Origin of the sequence: Aeromonas sp. 96A, assembly GCF_051919165.1 — a bacterium.
Taxonomy (GTDB): Bacteria; Pseudomonadota; Gammaproteobacteria; order Enterobacterales; family Aeromonadaceae; genus Aeromonas; species Aeromonas veronii.
On record NZ_JBQBFE010000001.1, the window covers coordinates 3,284,415 to 3,297,133 of the forward strand.

Here is a 12,719-nt window from a genome sequence, read left to right on the forward strand (position 1 = left end):
TTGCAGCGGTGACTCCGGGCAGCCTTGTACCTGTATGTATTGATGCCGCCGTGCAGCCGCGCTTTGACGGCACATGGCCTGCGGCAGACTAAAGAGACGATTATGACCAAGGTTGAACTGGCAAAACTGCGTACTGTGATCCCCGAAATGCGCCGCGTGCGTCGCATCCACTTTATCGGCATCGGTGGTGCCGGTATGGGCGGGATCGCCGAAGTGCTTGCCAACGAAGGGTATCAGGTAACGGGTTCTGATCTGGCTCGCAACGCCGTGACCGAGCGGTTAGCCGGACTGGGCGCGCACATCTTCGTCGGCCACAGTGCCGAACACGTTGAGGGTGCCAGCGTGGTGGTGGTCTCTACTGCCATCAAGCAGGACAACCCGGAGCTGCTGGCTGCCCGCGAACTGCGGATCCCGGTGGTGCGCCGTGCCGAGATGCTGGCCGAGCTGATGCGTTTCCGCCACGGTATCGCCATCGCCGGTACCCACGGCAAGACCACCACCACCAGTTTGGTGGCGAGCATCTATGCCGAAGCCGACCGCGATCCGACCTTCGTCATCGGTGGTCTGCTCAACAGTGCCGGCACCAATGCCCGCCTGGGCAGCAGCCGCTACCTGATTGCAGAGGCGGATGAGAGCGACGCCTCTTTCCTGCATCTGCAGCCCATGGTTTCTATCGTGACCAATATCGAAGCGGATCACATGGATACCTACGGCGGTGATTTCTCCAAGCTGAAGGCCACCTTCATCGAGTTTCTGCACAACCTGCCCTTCTACGGACTGGCGGTGGTCTGCATCGATGATCCGGTGATCCGTGGCATGTTGCCCGAGATTGCCCGTCCGACCCTGACCTACGGTCTCTCTGACGATGCCGATGTGCAGGTGCTGGATTTTGTCCAGACCACCAACCACAGCTGCTTCCGTGTTCGCCGCAAAGAGGCGGGTGAGCTGCAGGTCACCCTCAATTTGCCGGGTATTCACAACGCATTGAACGCCGCAGCGGCGATAGCTGTCGCGACAGAGGACGGTGTTAGCGATGAGGCCATCATCTCTGCACTGGCCAAATTTGAAGGGGTCGGTCGTCGCTTCCAGCAGTATGGCGAGTTTGAAACCGGTCGCGGCAAGGCGATGCTGGTGGACGATTACGGTCACCACCCGAGCGAAGTGAAGGTCACGATCAATGCTGCCCGTGCCGGTTGGCCCGAGAAGCGTCTGGTGATGGTGTTCCAGCCGCACCGTTATACCCGCACCCGCGACCTCTACGAGGACTTCGCCGATGTGCTCTCCAAGGTAGACGTGCTGGTGATGCTGGAGGTTTATGCTGCCGGTGAGGAGCCGATCCCGGGCGCTGATGGACGGGCACTGTGCCGCTCCATTCGTTCGCGCGGCAACCTGGAACCCATCTTCGTCGCTACGCCAGATGACGTGCCAGCCGTGCTGGCCGACCTGATCGGCGAGGGGGATTTGGTGTTGACTCAAGGCGCCGGGAACGTCGGGGCACTGGCCCGTCGTCTCGGCGAGATGAAATTGAGCATAGATAGCATGAAATCTGGCGCCTGAGGGCCCAATGAGTATTTTGACCGCCAAGCCGGGGCCTATATAATGGCGAACCGGTCTGTCAAAGGCCGGTTTAGCGCGTTACACGGGGATCGATCGGGTGGAGGCAAGGGCACAGGGGCGCACCAAGGGTGGCTTCATCGCAGGGGTAGCGTTTTTCCTGCTGGTGATATGGGGCTGCTACCGGACGGCGCTGGATGTTAAAGGTTGGCTGACAGATGCCAACCGGTTGCCCATGAGCGAGCTGTTGCTGCAGGGGCAACACCAGTATTTGCAAACCGAAGAGCTGCGGATGGCCGTGCTGGATGGCGCCGAGCTGCGCAACTTCTTCGAATTGGACGTCAACGAATTGCAGGCAAGGCTCAATGCCTTGCCATGGGTGGCCTCGGTCTCGGTACGAAAGAAGTGGCCGAACAAGATCAAGATCTACCTCACGGAACAAGATGTGGCGGCTCGCTGGAATGGCAACCGCTTCGTCAACACCAAGGGCAAGGTATTCAGTGCCCCGGATCGGGTCAAGACGCCGCTGTTGCAGCTGTCAGGGCCGGATGACCAGGCCGCCCGGGTGTTGAAAGAGAGTCGGCAGTACGAGTCGCAACTGGCTGCCAAGGGATACAAGTTGCTGGGGGTGAATCTGACCCCCCGCCATGCCTGGGAACTGACCCTGGATGGCAATATCAAGCTGTTCCTGGGACGCAATGACATTGCGCTCCGGTTGCAGCGGTTTATCGATGCCTTCCCGGTTATCGAACCCCGTGCGCAAGTCGCCTACGTGGATCTTCGATACGACACCGGAATGGCAGTTGGCTGGAAGAAGAGCGAAGAGAAAGTGCATGACCAACACCGCAGATAGGAATTTGATTGTCGGACTGGATATCGGCACAACCAAGGTGGCGGTTCTGGTCGGGGAAGTATTGCCGGACGGTGAACTGAACGTCATCGGTATGGGCAGTCACGCTTCTCGCGGAATGGAGAAGGGCGGGGTCAATGACCTCGACTCCGTGGTCAAGTCACTGCGCCGCGCGGTGGAAGAGGCCGAGATGATGGCAGATTGCCAGATCAGCTCTGTCTATCTGGGGTTGTCCGGCAAGCATATTGATTGCCGCAACGAGACCGGTATGGTGCCCATCTCCGATGAAGAGGTGACCCAGGAGGATGTGGACAACGTGATCCACACCGCCAAGTCGGTTCGCCTCTCCGACGAGCTGCGCGTGCTGCATGTGCTGCCTCAGGAGTTTGCCATCGATTATCAGGAAGGGATCAAGAATCCGGTCGGCCTCTCCGGTGTGCGGATGGCAGCCAAGGTTCACCTGATCACTTGCCACAACGACATGGCTCGCAACATTGAGAAGTGTGTGGAGAAGGTCGGTTTGCGCGTGGATCAACTGATCTTCTCCGCGCTGGCCTCAAGCTATGCCGTGTTGACCGAAGACGAGAAAGAGCTGGGTGTCTGCGTGGTGGACATCGGTGGCGGCACCATGGATATGTCGCTGTTTACCGGCGGTGCCCTGCGCCACACCAAGGTGATCCCGTACGCTGGCAGCACTGTGACCAGCGACATCGCCTACGCCTTCGGCACGCCGCCGCTCGACGCGGAAGCGATCAAGGTGCGCTACGGTTGCGCCCTCGGTCGTCTGGTCAGCAAGGAAGACAATATTGAAGTACCCAGTGTCGGCGGTCGCCCGGCGCGCAGCCTGCAACGGCAGACACTGGCTGAAGTGATTGAGCCCCGTTACACCGAGTTGCTCTCCATGGTGAATGATGAGCTGGTGCGGGTACAAAGCGAGTTGAAAGCGCAGGGGGTCAAGCATCAGCTGGCAGCCGGTGTGGTCTTGACCGGCGGCGCTGCCCAGATTGAAGGCATTGTGGAGTGTGCAGAGCAGATCTTCCAGAGCCAGGTCCGGGTGGGAGAGCCCATGAACATACGTGGTTTGAGTGATTACGTGCAGGCACCGGTGTACTCGACTGCGGTCGGGTTGCTGCAATATGGCCGCACCCATCAAGCCACAGGTAGCAACAAAGAATATGCCGCCAAGGCAAGCGTCGGTGGCCTGGTCAAACGGGTTAGCAACTGGCTGCGTGGCGAGTTCTAAGAATTTTGCTGAGTCAGGCAAATAAAGCGGAGAGACAACATGTTTGAATTTATGGATAGCCACACTGACGAAGCCGTCATTAAAGTGATCGGTGTAGGTGGCGGCGGCGGTAACGCTGTCGAACACATGGTTCGTCAAAATATTGAGGGTGTTGAGTTCATTACCGTCAACACCGACGCCCAGGCACTGCGTAACTCCAGCGCCAACACTACCCTGCAGATCGGCGGTGGCATCACCAAGGGTCTGGGTGCCGGCGCTAATCCGGAAGTGGGTCGTGATGCGGCCATGGAAGATCGCGAAGCACTGCGTGAGCTGCTGACCGGTTCCGACATGGTGTTCATCGCCGCCGGTATGGGTGGTGGTACCGGTACCGGTGCTGCGCCGATCGTGGCCGAAGTGGCGCGCGAGATGGGCATCCTGACCGTTGCTGTGGTCACCAAGCCGTTCTCCTTCGAAGGGAAGAAGCGGATGGGCTTCGCCGCGCACGGTATCGAAGAGCTCTCCAAGAACGTCGACTCCCTGATCACCATCCCCAACGACAAGTTGCTGAAGGTGCTGGGTCGCGGTATCTCCTTGCTGGATGCCTTCAAGGCGGCCAACGATGTACTGCTTGGCGCGGTACAGGGCATTGCCGAGCTGATCACCCGCCCGGGCTTGATCAACGTCGACTTCGCGGACGTGCGTACCGTAATGCGCGAAATGGGTACTGCCATGATGGGTACCGGTTCCGCCTCTGGTGATGACCGTGCCGAGGAAGCGGCCGAGAAAGCCATCTCCAGCCCGCTGCTGGAAGACGTGGATCTGGCCGGTGCCCGTGGCATCCTGGTCAACATCACCGCCGGTATGGACATGACCATCGAAGAGTTCGAAACCGTGGGTAATGCGGTCAAGGCCTTCGCTTCCGAGAATGCCACTGTAGTTGTGGGTACCGTAATCGATCCGGAAATGCACGACGAACTGCGTGTGACCGTGGTTGCTACCGGTATCGGTGCCGAGCGCAAGCCGGACATCACGCTAGTCAAGAGCAGCCAGGTGCAAGAGCGCCCGGTGCGTCAGCCGCTGGTCAGCGACATGATGCAAGGCCGAGTGATGGACGAAGCCCCGGCCAAGGTGGTCAACGCCGAGCCGCAAGCTCGTCGTGAACCGGATTACCTGGATATTCCGGCGTTCCTGCGCAAGCAAGCTGACTAAGCCTCTTATGGCTCTCGTTTGTTTGTTGTTCAAGGAATGTGCTAAGATGGCCTGCCAACGACCATCTGGTCCGGATTTTAAGCTGTTTAGGGTACACCCATGATTAGACAAAGAACCTTGAAAACGAGTGTACAGGCGACTGGTGTCGGCCTGCATTCGGGCCGGAAAGTCACCATGACGTTCCGTCCGGCGCCTGTGAACACAGGGATCGTTTACTTGCGTACCGACCTGAATCCTGTGGTGGAGCTGCCAGCCAATGCCGATCAGGTGCGCGATACCGTGCTCTGTACCGCTCTGGTCAACGAAGCCGGTGTCCGTGTCTCTACCATCGAGCACCTCTCTGCCGCGCTGGCCGGGATGGGGATCGACAACCTCTACGTTGAGGTTGACGCGCCCGAGATCCCGGTGATGGATGGCAGTGCGCATCCCTTTATCTACCTGCTGCAGGAAGTCGGGATCCGTGAGCAGAATGCGGCCAAGCAGTTTGTGCGGATCAAGAAGAGCATCCGGGTTGAAGACGGCGACAAGTGGGCGGAATTCCACCCCTATCGCAACGGCTTCAAGATGGATCTCGAGATCGATTTCCAGCATCCGGTCTTTGAAGGGCGCAATCAGCGTTGCGTACTGGACTTCTCCGGTGCCTCCTTCGTGAAAGAGATCAGCCGTGCCCGTACCTTCGGGTTCATGCGTGATATCGAGTACCTGCGTTCCCAGAACCTGGCGCTGGGCGGAAGCCTGGAAAACGCCGTGGTACTGGACGACTATCGGGTGCTGAACGAAGACGGTTTGCGTTATGAGGACGAGTTCGTCAAGCACAAGATGCTGGACGCGATCGGTGACCTCTATATGTGTAACCGCAGCATCATCGGTGAGTTCCGTGCCTACAAGACCGGACATGCCCTGAACAACAAGCTGCTGCGTGCCTTGCTGGCCGAGCAGGAGGCTTGGGAACTGGTGACCTTCGAGGGTGAGGGCGACAAAGCGCCTATCGCTTACTACGATAACGGTCTGGTTCTGGCCTGATAGCTGTGCAACGGAACGTCGGTCCTCTCTCCGCACCGACGTTCCGTCATTTGTTTACTCCATCCTTTAATACCGATTATCTCCCGGTTTTATTTCCCGTGCAGGCTCCTGGCCGCACCTGACCGAGCAGACTGATTTCTATGAGCATTACCCTGATCCTCCACGGCAAGCAGCGACGCAAGTTGCACCTGCCCAAACAACGTCTGGCTTGGGTCGGCGGTATTCTCTTCTCCCTGTTGGCCCTTGGTGGTGGTTGGCTCTGGCAGAGCTGGCACCAGAAAATGGAGGCGCTGGAAGTGGCGCTTGCCGTTGCCGAGCAACAGTCCGTTGACCAGAGTGGCGACGAAGCCCGTGAACAGTTGGCAATGCTGGCAGCTCAGGTGGGCACCATGCAGGGCCAGCTTGGCCGTCTCAATGCCCTCGGCGAACGATTGACCGAGCAGGCCGATCTCGATCCCGACGAGTTCAATTTCAAAGAGCTGCCCCCCATGGGCGGCCCTTCTTATGATGAAGAGTTGGAAGTGAGCCTCAACGAGCTGCAAGCCTCGATGAAACACCTCAGCCAGCAGCTCAGCAGCCGTGAAGAGCAGCTGTCGGTACTTGAATCTTTCATCATGAATCACCATATCACCGATGCCGGTTTTATTTCCGGCACGCCAGTCAAACAGGAGCGAGTTTGGGTCTCGTCCGGGTTTGGTGGACGGGTCGATCCGTTCAACGGGCGTGCCAAGATGCACAAAGGGGTCGATTTCCGTGGCAAACCCGGAACCCCGATTCTGGCCACCGGGCCCGGCATTGTCAGCTGGGCGGGCCGTCATCCGGAATTTGGCAATATGGTGGAGATTAATCACGGCAATGGCCTGGTCACCCGCTATGCCCACAACTCCAAGTTGCTGGTCGAGGTGGGCACCCTGGTTGATCAGGGTCAGAAGATTGCCTTGATGGGACGCACCGGTCGCGCGACCGGGGTCCATCTGCATTACGAAGTGTTGAAAGATGGTCGTCAGGTCAACCCCGCACGCTTTCTCAGTGCCAGACGGGGTTAGGTTTTTTTCTTCAGGTTCCAGTGACGGAACGCTTTTATAACCAGAAATAGTTGGTACCCATGATTAGCACACTGCTTACCAAGATTATCGGCAGCCGGAACGACAGAACGCTCAAGGCTTTGCGCAAAATTGTAAAACAGATCAATGCCATGGAGCCGCAGTTCGAGGCTCTGTCCGATGCCGAGTTGCAGGCCAAAACGGCCGAGTATCGTCAGCGTATCGAGCAGGGGGAGACCCTGGAGCAGTTGCTGCCGGAAGCGTTCGCGACCGTGCGTGAAGCCTCCAAGCGGGTGTTCGGCATGCGTCACTTCGACGTGCAGCTGATCGGCGGCATGGTGCTGAACTCCAACCGCATCGCGGAAATGAAAACCGGTGAAGGTAAGACTCTTACTGCGACTCTGCCAGCTTACCTGAACGCCCTAAGTGGCCGTGGTGTGCACGTGGTAACGGTGAACGACTATCTGGCCAAACGTGACGCTGAGGCAAACCGCCCGCTGTTTGCCTTCCTCGGCATGACAGTCGATTGCAACGTGCCCGGTATGGATGCGTCCCAGAAGCGTGACGCCTATGCCGCCGACATCACCTACGGTACCAACAACGAATTCGGTTTTGACTACCTGCGCGACAACATGGCGTTCTCGCCGGAGCAGCGCGTACAGCGCCCGCTCAACTACGCGCTGGTGGATGAGGTGGACTCGGTGCTGATCGATGAAGCCCGTACTCCGCTCATCATCTCCGGCCCGGCCGAAGACAGCTCAGAGCTCTATATCCGCGTCAACAAGCTGATCCCGCTGCTGGTCAAGCAGGACAAGGAAGACACCGAAGAGTACACCGGCGACGGTCACTACACAGTAGACGAGAAGAACCGTCAGGCCCTGCTGACCGAAAACGGTCAGATCTTCGTGGAAGAGCTGCTCAAGAAAGAGGGGCTGCTGGATGAGAACGACTCCCTGTTCTCCGCCTCCAACATCAGCCTGCTGCACCACGTCAATGCGGGTCTGCGTGCTCACACTCTGTTCGAGCGCAACGTGGACTACATCGTCCAGAAAGACGAGATCGTCATCGTTGACGAGCACACCGGCCGTACCATGCCGGGTCGTCGCTGGTCCGATGGTCTGCATCAGGCCGTTGAAGCGAAGGAAGGGGTGAAGATCCAGAACGAGAACCAGACGCTGGCATCCATCACCTTCCAGAACTACTTCCGTCTCTACAACAAGCTGGCGGGGATGACAGGTACTGCAGATACTGAAGCCTTTGAATTCCAGCAGATTTATGGCCTGGATACCGTGGTTATCCCGACCAACAAGCCGATGGTGCGCAAGGACATGGGCGATCTGGTCTACCTGACCGCCAACGAGAAGTATGCCGCCATCATCGAAGATATCCGTCAGTGTGTGGCCAAGGGCCAGCCTGTACTGGTTGGTACCGTCTCTATCGAGAACTCCGAGCTGCTCTCCGGCATCCTGACCAAGGAGAAGATCCCGCACAAGGTGCTGAACGCCAAGTTCCACGCCATGGAAGCGGAGATCGTTGCCCAGGCCGGTCAGACAGGTGCGGTGACCATCGCCACCAACATGGCCGGTCGTGGTACCGACATCGTGTTGGGCGGCAACTGGCAGGCAGAGATTGCCAAGCTGGAGAACCCGACCAGCGAGCAGATTGCTGAGCTGAAAGCCGCCTGGCAGGTGCGTCACGATGCGGTGCTGGCCGCCGGTGGTCTGCACATTATCGGCACCGAGCGTCACGAATCCCGTCGTATCGATAACCAGCTGCGCGGCCGTTCCGGTCGTCAGGGTGACCCGGGCTCCTCCCGTTTCTACCTCTCCATGGAAGATACCCTGATGCGGATCTTCGCCTCCGATCGCGTGACCGGCATGATGAAGAAGCTGGGCATGGAAGAGGGCGAAGCCATCGAGCATCCGTGGGTCACCAAGGCGATCGAAAACGCCCAACGCAAGGTGGAAGGTCGCAACTTCGACATCCGCAAGAGTTTGCTGGAGTTTGATGACGTTGCCAACGACCAGCGCAAGGTGGTCTACGAGCAGCGCAACGAGCTGCTGGATACCAACGACATTTCCGAGACCATCCACGTTATCCGTGACGACGTCTACGGCGCGGTGATCGACGAGTACATCCCGCCCCAGTCTCTGGAAGAGATGTGGGACGTGCCGGGCCTGGAAGCGCGCCTGAAGGCGGACTTCGCGCTGGATCTGCCGCTGCAGCAGTGGCTGGCGGAAGATGACAAGCTGTATGAAGAGAAGCTGCGCGAGCGCATTCTGGACGAAGCCACCAAGCTCTATGCCCACAAGGAAGAGCTGGTCGGCAAAGAGGTGCTGCGCAACTTCGAGAAAGCGGTGATGCTACAAACTCTGGATGGTCTGTGGAAAGAGCATCTGGCCGCCATGGATCACCTGCGTCAGGGTATCCATCTGCGCGGCTACGCCCAGAAGAACCCCAAGCAGGAGTACAAGCGCGAATCCTTCGATCTGTTCACCCAGATGCTGGAAACCCTCAAGCGCGACGTGGTCAGCATCCTGAGCCGTGTTCAGGTGCAGGAGCGCGATGTGGAAGCGATGGAAGAGCAGCAGCGCCAGCAGGCGGAAGCCGCTCCCCGTACCTATACCCACGCCGCTGCCGAGAGCCAGCTGGCCGATGAACAGGCCGCAGGCGAAGAGGGCCACACCACCTTCGTACGCGATGAGCAGAAGGTCGGTCGCAACGATCCCTGCCCGTGCGGTTCCGGCAAGAAGTACAAGCACTGCCACGGTCAGTTGACCTGATCGACGCTATGCCATAACAGGCGGGCCAAGTGCCCGCCTTGTTATTGGTGGCAACAAGCGAACAGAGGTAATTGATGGAAAAGAAAAAACGGATCTGGGTGGCGGTTGGCGTCATCGAGAATGAACGGGGCGATATCTTCATCGCCAGACGCTCCTCCGATCGCCATCAGGGGGATCGCTGGGAGTTTCCCGGTGGCAAGGTCGAGTCGGGCGAGGATCTGCTCACCGCACTGGATCGGGAGCTGTGGGAAGAGATCGGCATCCGGGTATTGGATTGTGCTCCCTTTATGGAGCTGCAGTACGACTACCCCGAGAAGCAGGTGTTGCTGGATATCTGGAAGGTGACCCGTTTCAGCGGTGAGCCGTTCGGCAAAGAGGGGCAGGAGTGCCTGTGGGTGCCGGTGGCCGAGCTGAACAACTACCACTTCCCCGATGCCAATGGCCCGATTGTAGCGCGGCTTCAAGGCCTGCTGGTGTGAGCCGGTAGTAATCAACAAGCATGAAAAAAGGGCCAATCGGCCCTTTTTCATATTGCAGAGGTGAGTGACCGGAGGCTTATAGCCACTGGTCACCCTCTTCCGGCTCCGGCAGCAGATCCGGGTTGATCTCCCCCGGGATCCGCTTCTCTTCATCGGCCCATTCGCCGAGATCGATCAGCTGGCAGCGCTTGCTGCAGAAGGGGCGGAACGGACTCTGCGGGCCCCACTCCACTTCGCTCTGACAGGTCGGACACTTTACCTTGGTGACCATAAGCCCTCCTTAGCAGCAGGCGAGCTGGAACGGCACGTCGCCAATCGGCTGTTCTGCGGTAGGCAGAAAGCGCAGGGCGAAGCGGTTCTTGTGGCCGCTCAGGGTCGGGTAGCAGAACAGATTGCCCGGCAGCTTGATGCGGATCAGCTCGGCGCTCTCGGCGGTGTCCTGGAAGAAACCGTTGCTGGCAATCTGCTCGCTGAAGCTGCCTGATTCGCGCCACAGGCGCAGCAGCAGAGTGATGGCATTCATCAGCAGGTTAATATCGCTCAGCCAGCCCTGCATCTGCTGGTGACGGGTGATGGCCGGGGTTCCGAGCCAGTGGTGCAGCTGCGGTACGTCGAAGGCACAAAGGCCACCCGGAATGGAGAAGCGCTGGCGGATGGAGCCGAGCAGACGATCCTCTTTCAGGCGGGCACCCGGGCGTGGCGAATTGAGCAGGTTGCGGGAGAGCTGGCTGCTCTCTTGCTGCATCAGTTTGATCTGCTCCAGATCGACATCGGGCAGGCTGGCCCAGTGGCTCAGACGCTGGCCGAGACGCTCCAGATCCTTGATGAGGTCGGCGCGCAGGTCACCACGCTCCAGCAACTCTTGCAGATCGAACAGCCCCTTGAAGAAGGCGATATGTGCCCAGGATTGTTCACTCTCCAGATTGTCGCGGATCTGGGAAAACAGGGACTCCAGACGAAGATAGGTCCGGCTTTTTTCATTGAGGGGGAAATCGTAAATCATGCCTAATCCTGGCCAGCCATAAACCGGCCTAGTGTACTCACACTTGGCGGCCTTGTTGAGAGGCAATTGCCAGATATGTCTCGTGCAGCGCCAAAATCCGCGTTTTAATCGCCATTTCGCTGCCATTGTGGTTTTCAATGACATCATCCGCCGCAGCGAGGCGTTCCACCCGACTCGCTTGGGCCGCGATGATGGCACGGGCCTGCTCGGCCGATACCCCATCCCGGCGGCAGGTGCGCTCAATCTGGGTGGCTTCATCCACATCGATCACCAGCACCCGATTGGCGAGGCCGGTGAGTTTGTTCTCCACCAGCAGCGGCACCACCAGCAGGCAGTAAGGTGAACTGGCTGCGGCACATTGGCGCTGCATTTCGCTGCGAATAAGCGGGTGAAGCAGGGCATTGAGCCACTCCTTGGCCTGTGGATCGCTGAAGACCCGCTCGCGCAGGGCACGACGGTCGAGTTGACCGCTCGGATCAATCACATCCGGGCCAAAATGGTCGGCGATGGCGGCAAGGGCCGGGGTGCCCGGCTCGACCACTTCGCGGGCGATCACATCGGCATCCACCACCTCGATACCCAGCGCGGCAAACTGATTGGCGATAGTGGTCTTGCCGCTGCCGATACCACCTGTGATAGCAACTACATACATGGGGGCCTCTTGCTCAAAGCAGGGTAGAGAGATACCAGCGGGTGATGGTATCGCCCCACAACAGGGCGATCCAGCCCGCGATGGCGAGGTAGGGGCCGAAGGGGATAGGCTTGCCCTGATGGTGTTTGTGCAAGGCGATCAGGCTGATGCCGATCACGGCGCCGACCAGAGATGAGAGCAGCAGAATTATGGGCAGCGCCTGCCAACCGAGCCAGGCGCCCAGCGCCGCCAGCAGCTTGAAGTCGCCATAGCCCATCCCCTCCTTGCCAGTGAGCAGCTTGAAAGCCCAGTAGAGGCTCCAGAGCACCAGATAGCCCGCCATGGCGCCGATCACGGCATCTGCCAGCGGCACGAAACCACCAGCCAGATTGAACAGCAGCCCGCCCCACAGCAGTGGCAGGGTGAGCTGGTCGGGCAGCAACATCTTGTCGAGATCGATGAAGGTGAGGGTGACCAGCACCCAGGTCAGCAACAGGGCGGCCAGTGTGCCCCAGCCCGGTGTTATGACCATGGCTACGGCCACCGAGAGCAGGGCGGTCAGCAGCTCTACCAGCGGATAGCGGGCCGAGATGGGGGCCTGACAGTCGCGGCAACGCCCTTTGAGCCAGAGCCAGCTCAACAGCGGGATGTTCTCCAACGCAGTGATGGCGTGGCCACAGTGAGGGCATGCGGAGCGCGGCACCATCAGGTTGTAGCGCTCTGGCGCAGTGGCCTCCTCATCGGGGGAAAAGTAGCCGCGATACTCGGCCTGCCATTCCCGTTCCAGCATGATGGGCAAGCGGTGGATCACTACGTTAAGGAAGCTACCGATCATTAGGGAGAAAAGAAAAACCAGCGAGAAGTAGAGCCAAGGCAAGCTGTGAGCCAGCTCGAGAAGAAGTGTCATAACCAACCGTCA

Annotated in this window: 12 protein-coding genes; 8 read left to right on the top strand and 4 right to left on the bottom strand. The window is 59.1% G+C overall.

Going from position 1 to position 12,719, the window contains the following annotated elements; all coding sequences use genetic code 11:
- Positions 1 to 102 precede the first annotated feature (102 nt).
- The 8 genes from murC to mutT all read left to right on the top strand — a co-directional run bounded on the left by murC (position 103) and on the right by mutT (position 10,166).
- Positions 103 to 1,557, top strand: a complete 1,455-nt coding sequence (gene murC, locus ACTG2W_RS15245; RefSeq protein WP_005336150.1) for a UDP-N-acetylmuramate--L-alanine ligase — start codon at positions 103 to 105, stop codon at positions 1,555 to 1,557.
- Between the two features lie 97 nt (positions 1,558 to 1,654).
- Positions 1,655 to 2,407 (top strand): cell division protein FtsQ/DivIB, encoded by a 753-nt coding sequence (locus tag ACTG2W_RS15250; RefSeq protein ID WP_005336149.1) that lies wholly within the window; start codon positions 1,655 to 1,657, stop codon positions 2,405 to 2,407.
- Positions 2,388 to 3,647: a cell division protein FtsA gene (ftsA, locus tag ACTG2W_RS15255; RefSeq protein ID WP_005336148.1), complete on the top strand. Its 1,260-nt coding sequence runs from the start codon at positions 2,388 to 2,390 to the stop codon at positions 3,645 to 3,647. The genes ACTG2W_RS15250 and ftsA overlap by 20 nt, the downstream gene beginning before the upstream one ends.
- A gap of 39 nt (positions 3,648 to 3,686) precedes the next feature.
- The gene (ftsZ, locus tag ACTG2W_RS15260) at positions 3,687 to 4,838 is read left to right on the top strand and encodes a cell division protein FtsZ (protein ID WP_005336147.1); all 1,152 of its coding nucleotides are present in this window, start codon (positions 3,687 to 3,689) and stop codon (positions 4,836 to 4,838) included.
- A gap of 99 nt (positions 4,839 to 4,937) precedes the next feature.
- Positions 4,938 to 5,861 (top strand): UDP-3-O-acyl-N-acetylglucosamine deacetylase, encoded by a 924-nt coding sequence (gene lpxC / locus ACTG2W_RS15265; RefSeq protein WP_005336146.1) that lies wholly within the window; start codon positions 4,938 to 4,940, stop codon positions 5,859 to 5,861.
- Positions 5,862 to 6,001: 140 nt separating this feature from the next.
- On the top strand, positions 6,002 to 6,907 hold the full coding sequence (locus tag ACTG2W_RS15270; RefSeq protein WP_005355107.1) for a M23 family metallopeptidase: 906 nt from the start codon (positions 6,002 to 6,004) through the stop codon (positions 6,905 to 6,907).
- Positions 6,908 to 6,966: 59 nt separating this feature from the next.
- Complete coding sequence (gene secA / locus ACTG2W_RS15275; protein WP_005336144.1) at positions 6,967 to 9,687, top strand: preprotein translocase subunit SecA; 2,721 nt, start codon at positions 6,967 to 6,969, stop codon at positions 9,685 to 9,687.
- Positions 9,688 to 9,761: 74 nt separating this feature from the next.
- Entirely contained in the window at positions 9,762 to 10,166 is a 405-nt protein-coding gene (mutT, locus tag ACTG2W_RS15280) for an 8-oxo-dGTP diphosphatase MutT (protein ID WP_440016333.1), read from the top strand.
- Between the two features lie 76 nt (positions 10,167 to 10,242).
- Here mutT and yacG read toward each other — a convergent pair whose 3' ends face one another.
- Genes yacG through ACTG2W_RS15300 form a run of 4 tightly spaced genes read right to left on the bottom strand, consistent with a single transcriptional unit; the run spans position 10,243 to position 12,707 of the window.
- The gene (gene yacG / locus ACTG2W_RS15285) at positions 10,243 to 10,437 is read right to left on the bottom strand and encodes a DNA gyrase inhibitor YacG (RefSeq protein WP_005336142.1); all 195 of its coding nucleotides are present in this window, start codon (positions 10,435 to 10,437) and stop codon (positions 10,243 to 10,245) included.
- Between the two features lie 9 nt (positions 10,438 to 10,446).
- Positions 10,447 to 11,169, bottom strand: coding sequence for a cell division protein ZapD (gene zapD / locus ACTG2W_RS15290; protein ID WP_005356622.1), 723 nt, complete (start codon positions 11,167 to 11,169; stop codon positions 10,447 to 10,449).
- A gap of 37 nt (positions 11,170 to 11,206) precedes the next feature.
- Positions 11,207 to 11,821: a dephospho-CoA kinase gene (coaE, locus tag ACTG2W_RS15295; protein ID WP_440016335.1), complete on the bottom strand. Its 615-nt coding sequence runs from the start codon at positions 11,819 to 11,821 to the stop codon at positions 11,207 to 11,209.
- Positions 11,822 to 11,834: 13 nt separating this feature from the next.
- Positions 11,835 to 12,707 carry a prepilin peptidase gene (locus ACTG2W_RS15300; protein ID WP_440016337.1) on the bottom strand — a complete coding sequence of 291 codons (873 nt, stop codon included), beginning with the start codon at positions 12,705 to 12,707 and terminating at the stop codon, positions 11,835 to 11,837.
- Between the last annotated feature and the right edge of the window lie 12 nt (positions 12,708 to 12,719).